This is a genomic window from Prevotella denticola (assembly GCF_900454835.1).
GTDB classification, from domain to species: Bacteria; Bacteroidota; Bacteroidia; order Bacteroidales; family Bacteroidaceae; genus Prevotella; species Prevotella denticola.
Genome location: NZ_UGTM01000001.1, coordinates 990,218 through 1,011,806, shown reverse-complemented (window position 1 = coordinate 1,011,806; position 21,589 = coordinate 990,218). Strand labels below are relative to the sequence as shown.

The following is a 21,589-nucleotide window of genomic DNA, read 5'->3' as shown; positions in this document are numbered from 1 at the left end:
TTGGGTGCCAATTGATGCCTAATCGACGTACAACTAAGCCTCTTTTGCACATGGATTTTATGTGGTTGTTTATGAGGGAGTTATGGGAGTGAAAAATCATTGTTCACTCTGTATTTCACCAATCCATCTCAGTCCCTTCCTTGACCTTATATCGGAGCAGGAACGTAAGAACTCATAGAATGGAAGAGCGCGAACTTTCTTTACAAAAAGAAAGCCTTCCCACGAGGGGGAGGCTTTGCATTTACATTTCTTAGCGGTTAGAGGTAGTTTCTTATCCTGCCATATTCTTAAGGTCTTCTTCGACAGTGGTAATGCCACTGAGGCCGAAGTTTTCAGTCAGGACTTTCAGTACGTTAGGCGAAACGAAAGCCGGCAGCGTAGGCCCGATATGGATATTCTTGATTCCAAGGTGTAGCAGGGCAAGGAGAACGATGACGGCCTTCTGCTCGTACCATGCGATGTTGAATTCGATCGGCAGGTCGTTGATGTCGTTTGCACCGAAGATTTCCTTCAGTTTCAAAGCCACTACCGCCCACGAATAGGAGTCGTTGCACTGACCGGCATCCAGAACGCGCGGAATGCCGTTGATATCGCCGAGGTTCAGTTTGTTGTATTTGAACTTGGCGCAGCCGCTGGTCAGGATTACCGTGTCTTTCGGCAGCCGCGAAGCGAACTCCGTGTAATAATCACGGCTCTTCATCCGTCCGTCGCAGCCGCTCATTGCGATGAACTTGCGGATCGCACCGCTCTTGACAGCCTCGACGACTTTGTCGGCGAGGGCGAATACCTGGGCATGGGCAAACCCACCGATAATCTCGCCCTGCTCAATGGCTGTCGGTGCCTTACAGGTCTTGGCAATCTCAATCACCTCAGAGAAGTCCTTGTGTCCGCTTTCGTCTGCCACGATATGCTTCCATCCCGGGAAACCCGTAGCATTCGTCGTGAAGACACGGTCCCTGTAGCTCGCTTTCGGTGAGGGGGGAACGATACAGTTGGTTGTAAAGACAATAGGGCCGTTGAAGGTCTCGAACTCTTCTTTCTGCTTCCACCACGCGTTTCCGTAGTTTCCTACGAGATGCTTGTACTTCTTCAGTTGTGGATAATAGTGGGCGGGGAGCATCTCGCCGTGGGTGTAGACATCAATGCCTGTCCCTTCGGTCTGTTCAAGCAGCTGCTCGATGTCTTTCAGATCGTGGCCGGAAATAAGAATGCCCGGACGGCTTCCTGTACCGATATTCACCTTTGTCAGTTCCGGATTTCCATAGGCCTGTGTATTGGCCTTGTCGAGCAATGCCATGGCATCAACACCGAACCGTCCTGTTTCCATGACAGTCGAAAGTAAGGTGTCCATGTCCGCAGACGGATCGGTGACGGTGGAAAGTGCTTTTTCCATGAAAGCAATGATTTCTTCGTTGCGTTCATGGAGGCGTGAGGCGTGCTCATAGTAAGCAGCCATGCCTTTCAGACCCAGTACGGTCAGCTCTTTCAGTGAGCGGATATCCTCATTCCCTGTGCGGAGAACACCTTCACGGTTGCCTTCTGTCTCGTAGTCTGCCTTTTCTCCGCCCCATTTTACCTCCCGGTAATCCGGCAGTGCAACATGATTCTCGCAGGCAAGTGACAGCAGGTCGCGCTTGAGGCTTACACCCTTGTCCACCTTATTTAATATGGCCTGGTCGTCGAAGTTGGCGTTGGTTATAGTTGCGAAGAGTGCATCAACGAGATAGTCACCCACCTCCTGGTCGGTCTCTATACCTGCATTGCGGAGTGCATCCGTAACTGTGGCAACACCTCTTACAACACTAAGTAACAGATCTTGCCAGCGGCTTGTCTCTGCTTTCTTGCCGCATACGCCCTGAATTGTGCATCCGGTTCCTTTTGCTGTTTCCTGACATTGGAAACAGAACATCTTGTTCTCTTTCATGTTTTTGGTTCTGTATTTTTGTTTCAAAATGTAATCATGGATGCAAAGTTATCGATTAAAAAAAGTTGAAAAGGTAACATTTGTGACATCAGATAGTTAAAAAACAACAAAATAGCCTGTGAAATACATGGCGTATATGACTTGAACAGTGTAAAAAGAAAAAGAAAATTATAAATCGGAAATACCTTATACAATGAAGAAGTCAGGATGGGAATTGTAAACTTTTTGCATGAAAGCATATTCGTTTGTATGTTTTTTTTAGCGAAATTTAATAACTAATAGATATTAAAAAACCTGCTATAAACTTGACAGTCTTAATTAAATATATTATATTTGCAAAGTAATAACAGAAATGGTAACTAAAAATCCTCGGGTTATGGCTAAGTACAATTTAACAGAGAAAAAAGAAAAGGTAGCCGCTTACCGTAGTTTGGTCAGTCCGCAACTTATGGATGAACTGAAGGAAAAGATCCTTAATATCATCCTTATCCAGCAACGTTACAAAGACAAGAACTATTCTGCCAAGCAGCTTGCTGAGGACTTAGGAACTAACACGCGCTACATTTCGGCTGTAGTTAATGTCCGATTCCACATGAACTATACGTCGTTCGTGAACAAGTTCCGTATAGAGGAGGCGATGGCACTTCTGGTGGATAAGCGGTATCAGGAGCTGAATATGGAAGAAATCAGCGATATGGTAGGCTTTGCCAACAGGCAGTCGTTCTATGCATCTTTCTACCGCATCAACGGGGTCACGCCGCGTGACTACAGAATCCATCATCGGGCACAGCTCCCCGCCGATGAGCCGCGTTCAAAGAAACGCTTAAGGGATTAAACAAGGAGCAAGTTATAAAAACATCTATGATTGAATCAACAGAAGAAGAAACTTTTAGCTTTCAGGATGAACGATTTGCCGATATACAGCTGTTGCGTTATCGGCTTCCGGGGTTCAGCGAACTGGACATCCGGCAGAAGCAATTGATTTACTGCCTCTCGAAGGCAACGCTATTTGGACGTGATATCACATTCGATCAGTTTGGCAAATACAACCTCCGCATCCGAAAGACGCTGGAGGCTGTTTATAATAGCTATCAGGGAAACCGGCAGGAAGATGATTTCTGTGCTCTGGAGCAGTATCTGAAACAGGTATGGTTTTCCAGTGGAATTTACCATCATTATGCCTGCGACAAGTTTGTGCCTTTGTTTTCTGAAGATTTCTTCCGCAGTACAGTGATGGCTGTGGATGTCAGGTCGCTGCCTCTTGAAGAGGAAGAAACGGTTGAAGCCCTGTTGGATGAGCTGTGTCCAGTCATCTTTGATCCTGCTGTTCTTCCCAAGCGGGTTGACAAGGCCGATGGCAAAGATATCGTGCTGTCGTCTGCATGCAATTTCTATGAAGGGGTGAACCAGCATGAGGTTGAAGATTTCTATACCAAGCTGAAAAAGAACGGCCCGACGGTCGGAACACCCTCTTATGGATTGAATTCTACACTCGTCAAGGAAGGAAACATAGTCCGTGAAGAGGTATGGAAAGCCGATGGCAGATATGGTCCCGCCATCAGGAAGATTGTGCATTGGCTTGACCGTGCAAAGGAGTTTGCGGAGAACAAGCGGCAGAGAGACGTAATCGGTCTGTTGATTCGATATTATGAAACGGGAGACCTTCATGATTTTGATGCGTACTCCATAGAGTGGCTGCATGAGCAGGACGGACATATCGACTTTGTCAACGGCTTTATTGAGGTGTATGGCGATCCGATGGGGCTGAAAGGCTCCTGGGAGGGAATCGTTGAATACAAAGACCTTGATGCCACCAGGCGTACGAAGGCCATTTCGGCCAACGCACAGTGGTTTGAAGACCATTCTCCGGTCAATCCCCTTTTCCGTAAGCCGAAGGTGAGGGGTGTCTCTGCAAATGTGGTTTGTGCAGCTATGCTGGGGGGAGACGAATACCCTGCTTCAGCCATTGGAATAAATCTGCCGAATGCTGACTGGATTCGTTCAGAGCATGGTTCAAAGAGTGTTACCATTTCTAATCTTACACATGCATATAATATGTCTGCCAAGGGAAACGGATTCCGTGAAGAGTTCGTCATAGATGATGAGACGATCAAGCTGATGGAACGCTTTTCCGACAAGACCGATGATCTGCACACTGACCTGCATGAGTGTCTGGGACATGGCAGTGGACGGCTGCTGCCGGGAACGGATCCGGACGCATTGAAGAATTATGGCAATACCATCGAAGAGGCGCGTGCGGATCTCTTCGGACTATATTATATTGCTGATGACAAATTGCTGGAACTCGGTCTGCTTGACAGTCCTGAAGCATACAAGGCACAGTATTACGGTTATATGATGAACGGCCTGCTTACCCAGCAGGTGCGGATAAAGCCTGACAAGCAGATAGAGGAAGCGCATATGCAGAACCGTGCGCTTGTCGCACGGTGGGCAATGGCCTTGGGAGCGGATTCAGATGTTGTCGAGCTGGTCTCCCGTGAAGAGGAAAAGTCAAGGGAGTGGAAGACTTATGTCCGCATCAATGATTATGCGGCACTGCGTCGAATCTTCGCATACGAGCTGGCAGAGATACAGCGTATCAAAAGCGAGGGTGACTTTGAAGCAGCGCGGAAGCTGGTTGAAACATATGCTATTCATCTTGACTCTGGTCTCCATGAAGAGATGCTTCGCAGATACAGGCATCTGGATATTGCTCCCTACAAGGGATTTGTCAACCCGGTGCTCACACCGGTATATGACAAGGTGGGGAAAATCTGCGATATCACGGTGGATTACACAGAGACATATACGGAACAAATGCTTCGTTATTCCCGCGAGTACCAGACGCTTTAAAATATGATTCTCCTTTTCTGAAGACATGGTTATACATCCTCTCGGTATATCTCCATAGCAAGACTGTGCAGATAGATAGGAGGAGAGACCGAAGCTGTCCATATCTGTCTTTCTGGCAGTAAAGATGTAGGCAATCCATGAGTCTGAAACGAAAAAATCCAGAGAATTGTCGCAATGACCTTTTACAAAAAACAGAAAAGGCTTCAGCTGACGGGAGAGAATGCACTGCGAGCTATGCTTGCCTTGTTCATGGTTTCTGAAAATTTGTGCAAAAAAAAAGTCCCAGACTGTTCGTCTGGGACTGAAAGATTACTTGTCTCACGACAAGTAATCTTCTAACCTTAATAATCTAATACCATGAAAAACACGTTGCAAAGATATCTGTATTTTGTTATATCTGCAAATATATAATGTTAAATAAATAAAAACACTGGAGTATCTGTCACTTAATAAACATTTTTACTTTACATACGCATAATCAGAAGGATGTTTGTTCTTACTTTATGCTATTGAGCAGGTCTAATTTCCCGTCATTCACCAGTCGCACGATTAGTTCGCCGAAGAGCGTGTTCTGCCAGGCAAACCAGTCACGGGTGAATTTTGTCGCATCATCCTTATTGAAGCTTTCATGCATGAATCCCGTACCGGCATCCGTCGTCATCAGCATTTCTATACAACGGCGAATTTCATTGTCATCACGTGATGTGAATGCACGCATCATGATTGACATCGGCCATACCATGTCATAGCCTACATGGGGACCGCCGATACCTTCACCGGCCTTTCCACGGAAGAAGTAAGGGTTGTCTTCACTCCATACGTACCGGCGTGTATTCTGGTATATCGGGTCGTCAAGACTCACGTCACCTAAGTAAGGCATGGCGAGCAGGCTGGGTACATTGGCATCGTCCATGAGGAAATAATTGCCGAAGCCATCTACCTCATAGGCATAGATTTTTCCGTACTTCGGGTGATTGTATACGGCAAACTTCTTCAACGCATCGCTTACTTCATCGGCGAGGGCAGTGCATTGGGAAGCGAGTCTATACTCTTTGTTTACTTTGGTCAATATTTCTGCTGCCTTGCGCAGGGACGAGACTGCCATAAAGTTAGATGGAACGAGGAACTGCAGTGTGGTGGCATCATCCGATGGACGGAAAGCAGAGGCTATCAAGCCTACAGGTTTTACAGGTGCGCCCCATCCTGCATTATTCATTGTATCCAATGCACGGTCGGTCACGCGCAGGAACTTGTAGCTACCCTTTCCCTCTTTCTTCTGTTGTTCTCGGAAGGTCTTGAGAATATTACCTACGGCCTTGAGCCATTCTGCACCAAAGACACTCGTGTCACCTGTCACTTTCCAGTATTCAAAGGCAAGGCGGATAGGGTAGCAAAGCGAATCTATCTCATACTTGCGCTCGTGCAGCTCGGGCTTCATATCCGTCTCGTCGCTCATCCAGCCACCATTCGGGTCCGGTTCCTTATTGAAAGCATTGGCGTAAGAGTCGATGTTGATGCACTTCATCTGTCGGTTGATGACGCCTGCCAGCATCTTCTTCAGTTTCTTATCCTTGTCAGCCAGCTGAACATAGGGCCACACCTGTGCCCCGGAATCGCGCAGCCACATGGCTGCAATATCGCCTGTGTATACAAAAGTATCAGGTGTTCCGTCTGCTTCCTCAGCATAGTGTACGGTCGTATCAAGCGTGTTCGGAAAGCAATTCTCAAACATCCAGGCCAGACGCTTATTTGTTAGTTGGCGCACAATACGCTGTATTTCTTTTTCAACAGCATCCGACCTAAAGAGTCTATCAGTCTCCTTTGGACGCTTGGAAGTGAACGTCACTGCATCAGCCGGACAGGTAAGCAAACTGACCGGTGCGTTTTCAATAGTCGATGCATGGGTTGCCTGTGTGCCAAAAGGAATGAGGGCAAGGCATACCGTTGCGATATAGATTTTCTGTTTCATATTTGTTATAATTAGTTTTCTATTGATATTCATTTATACAGTCAATGACCTTCTGACATTCAGCATCAGTCATTGTCGGGTTGCAAGGGAGGGAGAGTTCTTGCTGATGGATGGTCTCTGTGGTTGGAAACGATAGCCGGTTCCATTCTGTATAAGCCTTTTGTTGATGTGGTGGGATAGGGTAGTGGATCATTGTACGCACCCCTTTGTCATTTAAATAAACCTTTAATCGGTCACGGGAGGCACATAAGACGGGGAAAATATGATATACATTGTCTCGGTCGACATCGGCAGTCATTGTGATTAAAGAATTCTTGATACGTTGTTGGTAAGTTTTGGCAATCTCTTTTCTACGCTTATTCTCTTGATCAAGATAGTGTAGTTTCACATCCAAAACAGCTGCTTGAATCTCGTCCATACGGCTATTCACACCCTTGAAAGAGAACTCATACTTACTTGCCGAGCCATAGTTCGCAATACTGCGGATTGTCTGTGCCAACTCTTCGTCATCAGTCGTTACGGCTCCCGCATCGCCCAGTGCGCCGAGGTTCTTGCCCGGATAAAAGCTGTGGGCGGCTGCATTACCGAGGGATCCGGTGCGCTTCTTGCCCCAAAAGCAGCCATGTGCCTGTGCATTGTCTTCAATGAGAAGGAGGTTGTGAAACTGACACAACTCGCCGATCAGCGGTGTGTAAGCACATCGCCCATAGAGATGTACGAGCATGATGGCACGTGTCTTCGATGTTATAGCGGCCTCAATGAGTTGATCGTTAAGCTGTAGTGTATTGATGTCAGGTTCAACCAGTATGGGAGTCAATTTATTCTCGGTAATGGCAAGGATAGTGGCAATATAGGTATTGGCTGGTACGATAACCTCATCTCCCGTCTTCAACCGTCCTGAGTCCATGTAGGCACGGAGGATAAGTGAGAGAGCATCGAGCCCATTTCCACATGTCACGCAGTGTTCCGAGCCGATGAATTGTGCGTAATCAGCTTCGAATCGCTTTGTTTCCTGTCCTTGCAGATACCATCCGGAACGCACGACACGCTCAACGGCATTGGCGATTTCATCGCCGTGGAGGTCTGTTATATCTTTGAGAGATAGGTAGTCGATCATTTTATTTACGTATTGTTGGAAGACAAGAAGAAGTGAGTAGATCTTCAGTTATTTCCCATTCATATTGGTCGTAACATACAGCCCGTCCTCCAAAGCCTTCCTTTTGCTGAATTAACCCTGCATTGAGAAAACATCCGGAGTCCTCATTTGAAGTGCCAAAGTCGAAGTAGTGTACATCTTTATAGTCTTCTTTGATAATCTGATAACAAATGGCATCAATGGCATGAAGTTCCTTCCCCTCCGAAGTAGCAGATATATACTGTGTATGAATGACGTTATGTGTGGTATAAAGAAGGATTCCTGCAAGGTATTTCTCGTCTTGTCTGGCCATATACAAAGGAGTGTTGTCGGGAAACCGACGATGTAGCAAGGTCATTTCTTCAAGTGAATGGACAGGCTTCGCATGATGTACTTCTCGTAAGTTTGCTGTAAGTATATTCCAAAATAGGCTTAACTTCTCACTCTTTCGTTCGATTATCAGATTCTCTTTTAGGGAACTTTTAACACCATGACGTCTATCTCTTCTCCATTTTACAGGGTTCGTCTGATCAACAGCAGACGCTATATACCGATATTTAAGGTGCGCTCTACAGACGTGAAAGAGTGCGTATAAATCTTCTTCCGCTGGTATTTTATGGTAGATCCAAGGGATGCATTTATAAAGGACACGCCGTATTCCATGTGTATAGAGGAATTTGTTGATTTCAAGGAAAGCCTCACATACTCCTACGGCAGTTGCAGTTGTATTTGTAATAAGTCCTCCATAGGTCAGTCCCTGATGTGAGCAAATTGTTGCACCGACTCTATTGGCAGGTAAAAGGGCATAGAGCCGTCCTTCCCGATAGATCATCAACGAGCAATCAAGAAACCTGTCGGCATGATAATCCATGTAAGAACGATTGAAAAGGAATGTCCCCTGCTTCGATTCCTGCACGAAGTCATCCCATTCAAATTCCTGTTCTTTAGTGTATTGCCTTACTTCAAACATTCTATATCAAGATTAATACGTGGCTCAATAAAGGCCGGGTTCTGTCGAGCACGTAAAGACCAGTACTATCAAGGCCATTAATCTTATGCTGATCCTGGGATAAAAGTATTGCCTCATAACTACTTATGGCTTAAATAGTCGATAAAATCATCATAGTTGCGGATGTAATCAGCCTCGTCAAAGTTTTTTTCAGCCAATACAAGGCATACGGCACCCGATGAGAAATCATCGAGTGTACGCCATATATCAGTCTCAATAAGTAATCCTTGATAAGGATGATTCAATAAGAAGGATTCTTTCTCATGCCCATTATCAAGTGTAACGGTGAATGATCCACTTACAGCAATAATGAATTCACGGCAATGCTTATGTGCATGTCCCCCCTGGAAGTACCTGATGGGACATCATAAGTCCAATAAACACGAGCCACGTGAAAGGGGATGTCCTTCATTCCCTGGGCTACTGTCAGGTTACCACGAGGGTCAACAACCTTCTGCAATGATATTATCTTCCCCAGTGAAGTTACTTCATCATTCATCGATTTCAATAGTCCATCCTTTCAATATTTCACTTCTTCATATATGAATCAGTGCCTAATACGGTTGCAGCAATACGTCTCGTTTTATCACGCAGTGCGGTCATGTCGGTTCCAATCTCATCATAGCAGAGCGCAACACCCATACGTCGGCCTATGTGTGCAACCGGTTTGCCGAAGATCCGCAGGCGTGTATGGTCTTCCTTGCAGGCATCCAGCAGATTATAGGGCAGAGGTTTACCTGACTCGACAGGAGAGAGAATGACGGCCGAACAGCCGGCATGTTCGAGGTGGATGGCAGGTATCGGAAGGCCCATCACAGCACGGAAATGGAGTTCGAACTCGCTGAAATTGGTCGTATGCGCCAGTGTCACCATACCTGTATCATGCGGACGGGGAGACAACTCCGAGAAGATGACTTCGCCCGACCTGGTCAGGAAGAACTCGACCCCCCATATACCGTAGCCCGTCAGCGCACGCGTCACCTCGTCGGCCATATGTTCTGCCTGTTGTAAGGCCTCGTCAGAAATGGTATAAGGCTGCCAGCTCTCCCGGTAGTCACCGCCCTTCTGTACATGGCCTATAGGCGGGCAGAAGAGGGTAGGACCGTTCTTCTGTGTGACGGTAAGCAAGGTGAACTCGCTGTCAAAGTCGATGAACTCTTCGATAATGACTTCTTTTACATCGCCGCGTGCCCCTTCCATGGCATTCTTGAACGCTTCCTGGAGTTCGTCGTCATTGTGAACATAGCTCTGCCCATGCCCACTGGAACTCATCAAAGGTTTTACCACACATGGGAAGCCGATTTCGTCTGCAGCCTCCTTGAATTCCTCGTAGGTCTTGGCATAGAAGTACTTTGCAGTTCTCAATCCCAATTCGCTTGCGGCCAGGTCGCGTATTGCACGGCGGTTCATAGTGAAGTTGACAGCACGTGCCGAAGGGGCTATCTGTATGCCCTGTCGTTCATAGTCTACCAGCCGTTCTGTACGGATGGCCTCAATCTCCGGAATGATAAGGTCGGGTTCGTGAAATCCGACGACAGCGTCAAGAGCCGTACCGTCCAGCATATTGATGACTTCAGCCTCGTCTGCCACCTGCATGGCCGGTGCATTGTCGTAGCTGTCGCAGGCAATGACATACTGCCCTGCACGTTTGGCGGCAATAGCAAACTCCTTGCCCAGTTCGCCTGATCCTAATAACAAAATCTTCTTCATAAGAGGGGGTATAAGGTTAAAGGAGAAAAAGGGAGTGAGAAAGTGAGGGGAGCTGAGAAAAACAAACCATTGTCCCGGTCTCAAATCCATCCATCGGGAAGAATGCAGGAATAAGGATTTTGTCTTTAACTCCCGCCCACTCCTCGGTCTCCTTCTTATGCTCTGTATTAATTATCTTCCTTTCTTAGTATACATCCTGTCGTAATATTTCTGGTAGTCACCTGAGGTCACGTCCTGTATCCAGTCCTGATGTTCCAGATTCCAGCGGATTGTCTTCACGATACCGTCGGCAAATAGGGTCTCCGGATACCATCCCAGCTCGTTCTTGATCTTCGCAGGGTCAATGGCATAGCGTGCATCGTGGCCGAGACGGTCGGGCACATGGGTGATGAGATCGTTGTTGATCCAGTCTATATCAATGTCGCCATTGGCATCTTTCACCTGCTTCCGGAGAATTGAGCGCAGGCTCTTGTCTTTTTCCATCATGTCATGAATGGTCTTGATGGTAAGCTTGACGATGTCAATGTTCTTCATTTCATTGTGTCCGCCGACGTTGTACACCTCTCCTTCACGGCCTTCACGCACAACCATGTCTATTGCCTTGCAGTGGTCTTCAACGTAGAGCCAGTCTCTGACATTCAGCCCTTCACCATAGACCGGGAGTTTCTTTCCCTCAAGAATGTTGTTGATGATCAATGGAATCAGCTTCTCCGGGAAATGATAGGGGCCATAGTTGTTGGAGCATCGGGTGATGCTGACCGGCATGTGATAGGTATCGCGGTAAGCCATTACGAAATGGTCGGCACTGGTCTTGCTGGCAGAATAAGGACTGTGAGGACTGAGCGGTGTCTGTTCCGTGAAATAACCTTCAGCTCCCAGCGAGCCATAAACTTCATCGGTCGACACCTGATGGTAACGTTTCCCGGCCTTCCAGGTGGGGTAGCCCTGTCCGTCCTTTCCTGTCACCCACGCACGGCGTGCAGCATCCATGAGGTTCTGTGTTCCGAGGATGTTCACAGACAGGAAGAGCTGCGGATCTTCAATCGAACGGTCAACATGGCTCTCTGCAGCGAAATTGACAAGATAGTCGATGTCGTTTTCTGCAAACAGACGGTCAATGAGTTCACGGTCACGGATGTCTCCCTTCACGAAGAAGCACCGCTTATCGTCAATATCGTCTTTGATGGTTCCGAGGTTGCCTGCATAGGTGAGGGCATCGAGGATGATTACCTTGATGTCGTCATCCAGATATTTCTTATGAAGCAGGTACTTGATGTAGTTGGCGCCGATGAATCCGGCAGCTCCTGTTACTAAATAGGTTTTCATAACTAATTATTATATGTTTGTTTTTTCCTGTCTTGAATCTCGTCGTATTCTGCTCTGATCTGCCGTCTTCTCTTGTCCCTGTATCTGCGAAAGCAGAATTCTACCATGTTTATTGCAGTCATGAATATGGCGAAAAACACACCTTGTAAGTAGCCTTTCCGACAGGGCGGGTGGGCAGGCTGAGGTACGGAATAATGCGTTCATCGCCCACGTTATCGCAACATAGGAAACTGCATAAGCAATAAACTGCCAGGCGTAGATAAAGAAAATTTTCATGTCGTCTGTTGTTTTATGTTGTCTGCGGGCCTGACAGCCTGTCACCTAATGTAATAACCTCGCAGTCGGTGAATTTATTGCCCTCGATGGTCAGTCTTACCAATGTACGTTCCTTGTGCCATCCGTGCATACCGGCGGCTCCAGGATTGATGTGCAGCAGATTCAACGTCTTGTCGAACTGTATTTTGAGGATGTGCGAATGTCCGTCGACAAACAGGTCGGGGGGAGACGCATAGAGCATCCCCTGTACCGAGCGGTCATAACGTCCGGGGTATCCGCCGATATGTTTCAGCAGGACATCAACATCTTCACACTTGAAGCGCAGAATATCACGATAACGGGCACGCAGGTCATAGTCGTCGATGTTGCCGCAGACGGCACGGAAGCGAGGTTTCATAGCCTCGAACCGGTCTGCCACCTCCATCGAACCGATGTCGCCGGCATGCCATATCTCGTCGCATCCACCGAGGTAGTATTCATATTTGTCGTCCCAATAGCCATGGGTGTCAGAAATTATGCCGATTCGCTTCATTGCTGGATTTTCTTTCTGATAAACTCGCCAATCAGTTCTTTTGTTCCCTCCGGTCCCAGGATGCCGGCATCTATACACAGGTCGTAGCTCTCGGCGGCGCCCCAGGTCTTGGCCGTGTAGTAGTTGTAGTATCTGGCACGCTCGCTTTCGCCGCTCTCGATGACCTTCCTCGCCTCCTCTTCCGTACATCCTCGCCGTTCACGGACATTGGCGATTCGGATGGCCATCGGGGCAGTAATAAAGACATTCACCGTGTCGGGATTGTCACGCAGCACGTAATCGGCTGTTCTTCCGACGAACACACAGCGTGGGGTTGTCCCGGCCACCTCACGGATGGCATCGCTCTGGAACTGGTAAAGACTTTCCTGAGAAAAATTGTTTTTGTAGAAATCATTGTCTGCCAGGAGAGGGAGATGTATGTGGAAGTGGGTCTTCAGAAACCCTTTCTGCTCATCGTTCTGTTCGAAGAACTTTTCCGAAAATCCACTCTCCTTGGCTGCAAGGTTGAGTATCTCACGGTCGTAGAACTGGCATCCGAATTCTTCCGCCAGCATTCTGGCGATAACCCGGCCGCCGCTTCCGATTTGTCTGCCTACGGTAATGATCAGTTTTCTTTCCATCTTTCAGGTTATGGTTTTATGGTTGAATATCTTGTTACTGCTTTGACTGACGTACCAGCCGCCGCAGATAGACGGACATGATGATGGCTGCAACGAGTGAGGCCGTAAAGTCGCTCGACGGAAGGGAGGCCCATACACCGTCCAGTCCGAAGAAACGGGGAAGTACAGCAAGCAGCGGAATAAGGAACAGCAGCTGTCGGGAGAGGGAAAGGAAGATGCTGATTTTCACTTTCCCGATACACTGGAAGAAATTGGTCACTACCATCTGGAAGCCGATGAACGGGAACATCATCATGTTGATTCGTATAGCCTTGATAGCCTGTCGTATCAGTTCATTGTCTGTCGTGAACATACGGGCACAGTAATAAGGGGCAAGATGTGCCAGCAGCCATCCTGTTACCATGATGCCTGTCGCTGCGAGAATGGACAGCTTCACCACGCGCATCAGGCGGTCGGTCTGCTGCGCCCCATAGTTGTAGCCGGCTATCGGCTGCATGCCCTGATTCAGTCCGATAACGAACATCACGAAAATCATTGCAATGCTGTTGGCAATTCCGTAAGCACCGACAGCCATGTCCCCACCGTATCTTACCAGCTGGTTGTTGATGAAGATGACAACGACACAGGCACATACATTCATCAGGAAAGGGGAGATGCCGATGGCGATGATATTCTCTACTAAATGGCTTTTCAGCCGGTAGATGCCGCGCTTGAGATGGAGCAGCTCTTTCTGGTTGGCAAACTGCTTCATCTGCCAGCAGAGTGCCAGTACCTGTGAAATGACCGTGGCCGATGCTGCCCCCCGGATGCCCCAGTGCCACCACCAGATGAAGACGACATCCAGCAGAATGTTCATCACCACGGTGAAGATGGTTGCCATCATCGCCTGGCGCGGCTTGGAAGCTGCCCGAAGGACGGCGTTCATGCCGAAATACATATGCGAGATGGCATTGCCTGCCAGGATGATCTCCATGAAACTGCGTGCGTAGGGGAGCGTGGCATCGCTTGCCCCGAAGAAGCGCAGAATCGGGTTGAGGAACAGGAGGCAGATCAGACTGAACGAAGTTCCGATGATAAGGTTCAGCGTCACGGTATTGCCGAGGATATTCTCGGCACTTTCATAGTCGCGTTGTCCTAATTTGACGCTGATGGCCGTTGAGGCACCCACACCGACCGCCGCACCGAAGGCACTGGCAAGGTTCATGAACGGAAAGGTGATGGCAAGCCCCGATATGGCCATCGGACCTACTACCTGTCCGATGAAGACCCGGTCGATGATATTGTAGAGCGAAGCTGCCGTCATGGCGATGATTGCCGGCAGTGCATATTGCACCAGCAATTTCCCGACGGGCTTGGTGCCCAGTTCCAGCGTTGCCTTCTTATTATCCATTAAGTTCCAGCTTTTCCGTGAGTGTATGGGAACTGTCCTCATACCATGCTTGCAAAAGTACGAAAAAAAGCTGAGAAACGTCGGATTATGACCATATTTTCCACTGTCTGATGCTTCTCCGCAGTTTTCATGTGTACATTCATATTTCATCCCGGTACATGGGACTGCTGTTCCCGAGGCCTGGGACAGTTGTTCCCAGCATCTGGTACCCCTGTTCCCGACCGGTCGGGAACAGGGGTACCAGACGTTTTCCCTGATGCAGAAATTGCACGGTGAATTTATACACCGTCCAGAATCCAACGTATATGTGATGCTTTCCGTGTTTCCTTATTATGACTGACCTGAGAAACAATATAAATAGACAGGCAGTTGATAATGGACATCTGCTTATGAATAAAACTAATTTGGTGGCAGAGGATATAATTCCTGCACAAAGCATTTGTGTCTGTGCAGAAATTTACTTACCTTTGCACGCAAATCATGTTTTTGTGCAATGGAATCCATAAAAAGTTTTAATGCATATATAGAGAGTAGTATCAAGGATAACTGGGACAAGGACGCACTCACCGATTATCTGGGGGCCACACTGCAATTCCACGACGTGGCACGGAAGATAGAGAAGTTACACATCCTCTTTGAAAACAGCGGCCTGAAGCGGGGAGACAAGGTTGCCCTTTGCGGACGGAACTCTTCCGCATGGGCGGTTGCTTTTCTTGCTGCACTTACCTATGGGGCTGTGGCTGTTCCTGTCCAGCATGAGTTCAAGCCGGAACAGATATATAATATTGTCAACCACTCCGAGGCTAAACTGCTTTTCGTGGGTGACGTAGTCGCTGCGACAATCGATGGGGAGCAGATGCCGCTTCTTGAGGGTATCATCTATCTGCCGGATACCTCCCTGATTCTTTCGCGTTCGGAGACACTGACCTATGCACGTGAAAACCTCAATGCGATGTTCGGGCACAGGTATCCGAAGTTTTTTCATGCAGAGCATGTGTGCTATTTCAAGGATGCTCCGGACGACCTCGCCCTGATCAATTACACCAGCGGGACGACAGGCTTTTCAAAGGGCGTCATGCTGAGCTACCGCAGCCTGAGAAGCAATCTTGACTGGGCGACAGAGGCTTTTAAGCCGCATATCAAGCCGGCAAGCAACGTCCTCAGCATTCTACCCATGGCACATATGTACGGCATGATCTGCGAGTTCATCTGCGAATTCTGTTTCGGCAATCACATTTTCTTCCTCACTCGTCTGCCGAGTCCTTCACTGATTGCCCAGGCCTGTGCTGATATTCATCCGGCGATAGTCGTCGCCGTACCTCTGGTTGTCGAGAAAATCATTCGTAAGAATGTCTTTCCTCTGGTGCAGAACAAGGCTACGCGGATGCTGTTGAAGATGCCTGTCGTGAACAGGAAAGTGAAGGAGAGAATCTGTGCCGTAGTGACGGATGTCTTCGGAGGCAACGCCTATGAGGTGATGACTGGCGGTGCGGCGCTTAACAAGGAGATAGAAGACTTCCTGACAAGCATTGGCTTTCCCGTCACCAGCGGATACGGGGCAACAGAGACCGGACCGATGATAACCTACAGCGACCACAAGGATTTCCAACGAGGCTCGTGCGGAACGCCTGTCATCAACATGGAAGTGAAGATAGCAAGTCCTGACCCCGCAGACATCCCGGGCGAGATTCTTGCCAGGGGCGAGAACGTCATGCTGGGCTATTACAAGAATGAAGAAGCGACGAAAGCGGTGCTTGATGAAGAGGGCTGGTATCATACCGGCGACCTTGCGACAATGAGCAGGGACGGTCATGTATTCATCCGTGGACGTATCAAGAATATGCTTCTCGGGGCGAATGGCCAGAATGTTTATCCGGAGGAGATTGAAGATAAGCTGAACTCGATGACCATGGTGAGCGAGAGCGTGATCATTCAACGTGGCAATGAACTTGTCGGACTTGTCTATCCCGAGATGGAGGAAGCAAAAGAAATGGACTTCTCTACAGCCGACCTGGAGAATATCATGGAGCAGAACCGTATTGAGCTGAATGATGCCCTTCCCTCTTTCTGCAGACTCTCTGCCATCGAATTGCGTGATGAAGAGTTTGCAAAGACACCGAAGAAGAGCATCAAGCGTTATCTTTATCAGGAAGTCCAGAATCAATAAAGGGGACACCTATAAGTCCTATAAAATTTAAAGCAGTGCGGGACAGAGGTACATTCTGTCCTGCACTGCTCATTTTGTATTTTCTTCCTTATGGATGAGGAATTATAGACAGCTCATTGCATATTTCTGCACATTATATTTTGAAATGTGCTGATAACTATGTACCTTTGCACATAGATTGAAAAAATGTGCAATGGAACATATTCCGAGTTTTAATGAATTGATTGAGAAGAGCATCATCGACCATTGGGACCTTGATGCGCTCACAGATTATAAGGGGAAGACCCTTCAGTATCATGATGTTGCCAGGAAAATAGAAAAACTGCATATTATGTTCGAGGCAAGCGGAGTGCAGCGCGGCGACAAGATTGCGCTTTGCGGCCGAAATTCTTCAGCCTGGGCTGCTGCTTTCCTGGCCGTGCTTACCTATGGTGCCGTAGCTGTTCCCATCCTGCATGAGTTCCTTCCGGAGCAGATTCATAACATAGTGAACCATTCTGATGCGAAGCTCCTCTTTGTCGGCGATGTGGTTGTCACACAGATCGATGCCACCAAGATGCCAGGGCTGGAAGGAATCATTTACATACCCGATTATTCTCTGGTGGTAAGCCGTACAGACAAGCTGACTTATGCCCGCGAACATCTGAATGAAGAGTTCGGCAAGCGGTATCCGAAGTTTTTCCGACCGGAGCATGTCCATTACTATCGGGAAGAGAGTCCGGACGAACTGGCTCTGATCAACTATACCAGTGGGACAACCGGACGTTCCAAGGGCGTGATGCTGCCTTATCGCTCTCTGTGGAGCAATGCCGACTTTGCCAAGCATGTGCTGGGCGGTGTTGTGAAGCCCGGCAGTAATGTGATCAGTATTCTGCCGATGGCGCATATGTACGGCATGGCTTTTGAGTTTATCTACGAGTTTCTGTCAGGTGTCCATATCTTCTATCTGACCCGCATCCCTTCACCGGCCGTTATCTCCCAGGCACTGCTGGATGTCAAACCGGTCATTATGATAGCAGTGCCGCTGGTCATCGAAAAGATCATCCGTAAGAAAGTTTTTCCGAAGATTCAGAACAACCGTATGCGTCTTCTGCTGAACATGCCGGTTATCAGCAAGAAGGTACGTGAGAAAATACGTGAGCAGGTTTACCAGGCCTTCGGCGGCAATCTGTATGAAATCATCATCGGCGGTGCTGCGCTCAACGGTGAGATAGAGAGCTTCCTGCGCCGTATTGACTTCCCCTACACCGTTGGCTACGGCGCAACGGAGTGTGGACCCATAATCTGTTATCGTGACTGGCATACTTTCCGGCAGGGATCTTGCGGTCAGGCTGCCCTTCATCAGGAGGTTCGTATTGACAGTACTGACCCGTCTCATGTGCCTGGTGAAATCCTTACGAAAGGTCCTAACGTGCTTTTGGGTTACTATAAGAATGATGCAGATACTGCCCGGACGATTGACAAAGAGGGGTGGTTCCACACGGGCGACCTTGGCCTGATGGACGATGACGGAAACGTGTTTATCAAGGGACGTTCGAAGAATATGCTTCTTGGAAGCAACGGTCAGAATATTTATCCGGAGGAGATTGAAGACAAGCTGAACTCACTGCCGCTGGTCAATGAATGCCTGGTTATTCAAAGTGGCGAGAAGCTCCTCGGGCTGGTCCATCCTGACTATGACGAAGCCCAGAACCTGGGTCTTAATGCAGAAGATATTAAGAATATCATGGAGGAGAATCGTACGCAGCTGAATGCTATTGTCCCGGCCTATTGCAAGGTGGCTGAAATAAGAATCCAGGAGGAAGAGTTCGAGAAGACACCCAAGAAATCCATCAAGCGGTTCCTCTACACCGAATAGCCCTATACCTTCTGACATTGTTGGAAAAGAAGCCCCGTCTTTCTGTCAGAACGTATGCTGTCAGCAAGTCGTCTTGCTCATACATCATCCTGTCGTTATGTAAAGAGCACCTTGTCATTATATAACTTGTCGTTATGTAAAGAGATGAGATGGCAGCTTCCTTATTATTCTGCAAATGAATGAGAAGAAGTGCCTGCTTTTTATCCTGAAAAGATGATACAGTCATTATGGCGGATGATTATTCTCCTGCTGCCGGGGCGTTCCCGGCAGTCAATGAAGAGAGAACGGGAGCGGGACAAGATAGCGAAAAAAAATCTTTCTACCTCAGAAGATTCTGCAAGGTAGAAAGATTTGTCTTTTGTCTTGGTCGTCATCAGCTAAAGTCATCAGGCAATGTCGACTTAGTCATCAAGCAATGTCGACGAACGTACACGGCTTAATGTTTCGGGGGTCATTTGCAGATAGCTGGCGATATAGACAAGCGGAGCACGGAGGACGACCTGCGGATTGAGCTTGCACATCCGTTTGTAACGTGCCTGTGCCGTCTCGAAGCGCACGAGGTCGGCATGTATCTGCGAGGTGATGAGACTCTCTTCCAGTATCTTGCGGTAGAGAATCTGTATGTTGACATTGTGGAGAGCCACCTGCTCCAGCTTCTGTTTGGGCAGTGCATAGACGAGTGTCGGCTCCAGTGCTTCCACCTGCAATCTCGTAGGCTCTTCACGGAAGAGGCTCTCAATGCACATGAAGATGGTCCGGTCCTCTCCTAAGTGTTCAGTGATCTGCTTGCCGTTTTTGAAATAGAACTGGCGGATGAGGCCTCGTTCTATGTAATAGAAATGCTTGCAGGTTTCCCCTTCACTGAGGATCATCTGTCCTTTGGCGAATTTCATTGGTACGAGGATACTTTCCAATACATCCAGTTCTTCGTGGGTCATTGTACTGTATTTACGCGCCAGTTCGCGTGCTATATCTCTTGTATCGTTTACCAATTCTTTCATTTTTCCTTTCCTTTCTTGTTTCTCTTTTTTCTTTAGTCCAACTTCAATACGGCAAGGAATGCCTTCTGTGGAACCTGTACGTTTCCAATCTGCTTCATGCGTTTCTTACCTTTCTTCTGCTTCTCCAGGAGCTTGCGTTTCCGGCTGATATCACCGCCGTAGCATTTGGCCGTCACATCCTTACGCACTTGTTTTACGGTCTCTCTGGCAACAATCTTTGCACCGATGGCTGCCTGGATGGCAATGTCGAACTGCTGGCGGGGAATCAGGTCTTTCAGTTTCTCGCACATTCTCCTGCCGAAGACGACGGCATTACTCTCGTGGGTCAGAGTAGACAGGGCATCAACCGGCTCTCCGTTCAGCAGGATGTCAAGTTTCGCCAGTTTGGACGGGCGGAACGAGTCGATATGATAGTCGAAGGAGGCATATCCCTTGGAGATGCTCTTCAGTTTGTCGTAGAAGTCGATTACAATCTCGCCCAGCGGAATCATGAAGATGAGTTCCAGGCGGTTGCCGCTCACATAGTTCTGGCTGACAAGCTCGCCCCGTTTGTCAAGGCAAAGTGTCATAATCGGCCCGATGTATTCGCTGGATGTAATGATGGAAGCCTTGATGTAAGGCTCTTCGATATGGTCGATCATCGTCTGGTCGGGCAGACCGGATGGGTTGTGTACCTCTTTTTCGTTCCCCTGCTTGTCATATACCTTGTAGCTTACGTTGGGTACGGTGGTGATGACGTCCATGTTGAATTCGCGGTCGAGACGTTCCTGTACGATTTCCATGTGGAGCAGTCCCAAGAAGCCACAGCGGAAACCGAATCCCAATGCCTGTGAACTTTCCGGCTGGAAAGTCAGCGATGCATCATTGAGCTGGAGCTTTTCCAGAGAAGCACGGAGATTCTCGTAGTCATTCGGATCGATAGGGTAGACACCGGCGAACACCATCGGCTTCACCTCCTGAAATCCTTCGATGGCGTGTTTGCATGGGGTGTCGATATGGGTAACGGTGTCACCTACTTTCACCTCTGTGGCAGTCTTGATGCCCGAGATGATATACCCGACTTCGCCGGTTGACAGCTGCGAGGAAGGAATCATGTCCATCTTCAATACTCCCACCTCATCGGCAGTATATTCCATGCCTGTCTGCACGAACTTCACCTTGTCTCCTTTTTTAATAACGCCGTTCTCGACCTTGCAGAGTGTGATGATACCGCGGAAAGAGTTGAAGATGGAATCGAAGATGAGGGCCTGCAGCGGTGCCTTCACGTCCCCCTTCGGAGCTGGTATGTGCCTGACGATGGCTTCAAGTATCTCCGGTACGCCTTCACCGGTCTTTCCGCTGGCACGGATGATGTCTTCCGGTTCGCATCCTATGAGGTCGACGATTTCGTCTTCCACCTCTTCCGGCATGGCATTGGGCATGTCTATCTTGTTGATGACGGGGATGATTTCCAGATTATGGTCGATGGCCATATAGAGATTGGAAATAGTCTGTGCCTGTACGCCCTGGGTCGCATCCACGATGAGCAATGCTCCTTCGCAGGCTGCAATGCTCCTCGAGACCTCATAGGAGAAGTCGACGTGTCCCGGCGTGTCAATAAGATTCAGAATATATTTCTCCTTCCCTGAAGTGTACTCCATCTGAATGGCGTGGCTCTTGATGGTGATGCCTCGTTCGCGTTCCAGATCCATATCGTCAAGCATCTGCCCTTCTGTTATTCTGATCGTCTGGGTATGTTCAAGAAGACGGTCGGCCAGAGTAGATTTGCCATGGTCAATATGGGCAATAATGCAGAAATTCCTTATATGATTCATCCGTT

General features: G+C 48.3%; 15 protein-coding genes and 1 pseudogene. 4 read left to right on the top strand and 12 right to left on the bottom strand.

Going from position 1 to position 21,589, the window contains the following annotated elements:
• Window positions 1-271: 271 nt before the first annotated feature.
• Window positions 272-1,924, bottom strand: coding sequence for a hydroxylamine reductase (gene hcp / locus DYH27_RS04325; protein WP_025068088.1), 1,653 nt, complete (start codon window positions 1,922-1,924; stop codon window positions 272-274).
• A 376-nt stretch (window positions 1,925-2,300) separates the two neighbouring features.
• Here hcp and DYH27_RS04320 point away from each other — a divergent pair, with 376 nt between their 5' ends.
• Both DYH27_RS04320 and DYH27_RS04315 read left to right on the top strand, forming a co-directional pair.
• Entirely contained in the window at window positions 2,301-2,759 is a 459-nt protein-coding gene (locus DYH27_RS04320; protein WP_025068087.1) for a helix-turn-helix domain-containing protein, read from the top strand.
• 26 nt (window positions 2,760-2,785) lie between these two features.
• On the top strand, window positions 2,786-4,777 hold the full coding sequence (locus DYH27_RS04315) for a dipeptidyl-peptidase 3 family protein (RefSeq protein WP_025068086.1): 1,992 nt from the start codon (window positions 2,786-2,788) through the stop codon (window positions 4,775-4,777).
• Between the two features lie 496 nt (window positions 4,778-5,273).
• On the opposite strand, the gene DYH27_RS04310 is transcribed toward DYH27_RS04315, so the two are convergent.
• The 9 genes and pseudogenes from DYH27_RS04310 to DYH27_RS04270 form a co-directional block, all read right to left on the bottom strand.
• Window positions 5,274-6,746, bottom strand: coding sequence for a glycoside hydrolase family 125 protein (locus DYH27_RS04310; RefSeq protein ID WP_025068085.1), 1,473 nt, complete (start codon window positions 6,744-6,746; stop codon window positions 5,274-5,276).
• 19 nt (window positions 6,747-6,765) lie between these two features.
• Window positions 6,766-7,863: a DegT/DnrJ/EryC1/StrS family aminotransferase gene (locus tag DYH27_RS04305; protein ID WP_025068084.1), complete on the bottom strand. Its 1,098-nt coding sequence runs from the start codon at window positions 7,861-7,863 to the stop codon at window positions 6,766-6,768.
• Between the two features lies 1 nt (window position 7,864).
• Entirely contained in the window at window positions 7,865-8,851 is a 987-nt protein-coding gene (locus tag DYH27_RS04300; RefSeq protein WP_025068083.1) for a GNAT family N-acetyltransferase, read from the bottom strand.
• Window positions 8,852-8,970: 119 nt separating this feature from the next.
• A pseudogene (locus DYH27_RS04295) lies at window positions 8,971-9,389 on the bottom strand (sugar 3,4-ketoisomerase).
• A gap of 29 nt (window positions 9,390-9,418) precedes the next feature.
• Window positions 9,419-10,600 (bottom strand): formate-dependent phosphoribosylglycinamide formyltransferase, encoded by a 1,182-nt coding sequence (gene purT / locus DYH27_RS04290; RefSeq protein ID WP_025068081.1) that lies wholly within the window; start codon window positions 10,598-10,600, stop codon window positions 9,419-9,421.
• Window positions 10,601-10,771: 171 nt separating this feature from the next.
• Window positions 10,772-11,926, bottom strand: coding sequence for a dTDP-glucose 4,6-dehydratase (rfbB, locus tag DYH27_RS04285; protein ID WP_013671313.1), 1,155 nt, complete (start codon window positions 11,924-11,926; stop codon window positions 10,772-10,774).
• 289 nt (window positions 11,927-12,215) lie between these two features.
• Window positions 12,216-12,734, bottom strand: coding sequence for a metallophosphoesterase family protein (locus DYH27_RS04280; protein ID WP_025068080.1), 519 nt, complete (start codon window positions 12,732-12,734; stop codon window positions 12,216-12,218).
• Window positions 12,731-13,354, bottom strand: a complete 624-nt coding sequence (locus DYH27_RS04275; protein WP_025068079.1) for a cytidylate kinase-like family protein — start codon at window positions 13,352-13,354, stop codon at window positions 12,731-12,733. The genes DYH27_RS04280 and DYH27_RS04275 overlap by 4 nt, the downstream gene beginning before the upstream one ends.
• Before the next feature lie 34 nt (window positions 13,355-13,388).
• Complete coding sequence (locus DYH27_RS04270; RefSeq protein WP_029755012.1) at window positions 13,389-14,744, bottom strand: MATE family efflux transporter; 1,356 nt, start codon at window positions 14,742-14,744, stop codon at window positions 13,389-13,391.
• A gap of 493 nt (window positions 14,745-15,237) precedes the next feature.
• Between DYH27_RS04270 and DYH27_RS04265 the strand changes: the two genes are divergently transcribed.
• Both DYH27_RS04265 and DYH27_RS04260 read left to right on the top strand, forming a co-directional pair.
• Window positions 15,238-16,911 carry an AMP-binding protein gene (locus DYH27_RS04265; RefSeq protein ID WP_025068078.1) on the top strand — a complete coding sequence of 558 codons (1,674 nt, stop codon included), beginning with the start codon at window positions 15,238-15,240 and terminating at the stop codon, window positions 16,909-16,911.
• A 193-nt stretch (window positions 16,912-17,104) separates the two neighbouring features.
• Window positions 17,105-18,769: an AMP-binding protein gene (locus DYH27_RS04260; protein WP_029216598.1), complete on the top strand. Its 1,665-nt coding sequence runs from the start codon at window positions 17,105-17,107 to the stop codon at window positions 18,767-18,769.
• A 401-nt stretch (window positions 18,770-19,170) separates the two neighbouring features.
• Here DYH27_RS04260 and DYH27_RS04255 read toward each other — a convergent pair whose 3' ends face one another.
• Window positions 19,171-19,770 carry a Crp/Fnr family transcriptional regulator gene (locus DYH27_RS04255; RefSeq protein WP_004352233.1) on the bottom strand — a complete coding sequence of 200 codons (600 nt, stop codon included), beginning with the start codon at window positions 19,768-19,770 and terminating at the stop codon, window positions 19,171-19,173.
• 32 nt (window positions 19,771-19,802) lie between these two features.
• The gene (gene lepA / locus DYH27_RS04250; RefSeq protein ID WP_025068077.1) at window positions 19,803-21,584 is read right to left on the bottom strand and encodes a translation elongation factor 4; all 1,782 of its coding nucleotides are present in this window, start codon (window positions 21,582-21,584) and stop codon (window positions 19,803-19,805) included.
• Window positions 21,585-21,589: the final 5 nt, after the last annotated feature.

Coding starts and splice junctions, on each gene's coding strand:
- hcp (WP_025068088.1), bottom strand. CDS start 1,924: ATGAAAGAGAACAAGATGTTCTGTTTCCAATGTCAGGAAACAGCAAAA.
- lepA (WP_025068077.1), bottom strand. CDS start 21,584: ATGAATCATATAAGGAATTTCTGCATTATTGCCCATATTGACCATGGC.
- DYH27_RS04270 (WP_029755012.1), bottom strand. CDS start 14,744: ATGGATAATAAGAAGGCAACGCTGGAACTGGGCACCAAGCCCGTCGGG.
- DYH27_RS04280 (WP_025068080.1), bottom strand. CDS start 12,734: ATGAAGCGAATCGGCATAATTTCTGACACCCATGGCTATTGGGACGAC.
- DYH27_RS04320 (WP_025068087.1), top strand. CDS start 2,301: ATGGCTAAGTACAATTTAACAGAGAAAAAAGAAAAGGTAGCCGCTTAC.
- DYH27_RS04300 (WP_025068083.1), bottom strand. CDS start 8,851: ATGTTTGAAGTAAGGCAATACACTAAAGAACAGGAATTTGAATGGGAT.
- DYH27_RS04305 (WP_025068084.1), bottom strand. CDS start 7,863: ATGATCGACTACCTATCTCTCAAAGATATAACAGACCTCCACGGCGAT.
- DYH27_RS04265 (WP_025068078.1), top strand. CDS start 15,238: ATGGAATCCATAAAAAGTTTTAATGCATATATAGAGAGTAGTATCAAG.
- purT (WP_025068081.1), bottom strand. CDS start 10,600: ATGAAGAAGATTTTGTTATTAGGATCAGGCGAACTGGGCAAGGAGTTT.
- DYH27_RS04260 (WP_029216598.1), top strand. CDS start 17,105: ATGGAACATATTCCGAGTTTTAATGAATTGATTGAGAAGAGCATCATC.
- DYH27_RS04315 (WP_025068086.1), top strand. CDS start 2,786: ATGATTGAATCAACAGAAGAAGAAACTTTTAGCTTTCAGGATGAACGA.
- DYH27_RS04275 (WP_025068079.1), bottom strand. CDS start 13,354: ATGGAAAGAAAACTGATCATTACCGTAGGCAGACAAATCGGAAGCGGC.
- DYH27_RS04310 (WP_025068085.1), bottom strand. CDS start 6,746: ATGAAACAGAAAATCTATATCGCAACGGTATGCCTTGCCCTCATTCCT.
- rfbB (WP_013671313.1), bottom strand. CDS start 11,926: ATGAAAACCTATTTAGTAACAGGAGCTGCCGGATTCATCGGCGCCAAC.
- DYH27_RS04255 (WP_004352233.1), bottom strand. CDS start 19,770: ATGAAAGAATTGGTAAACGATACAAGAGATATAGCACGCGAACTGGCG.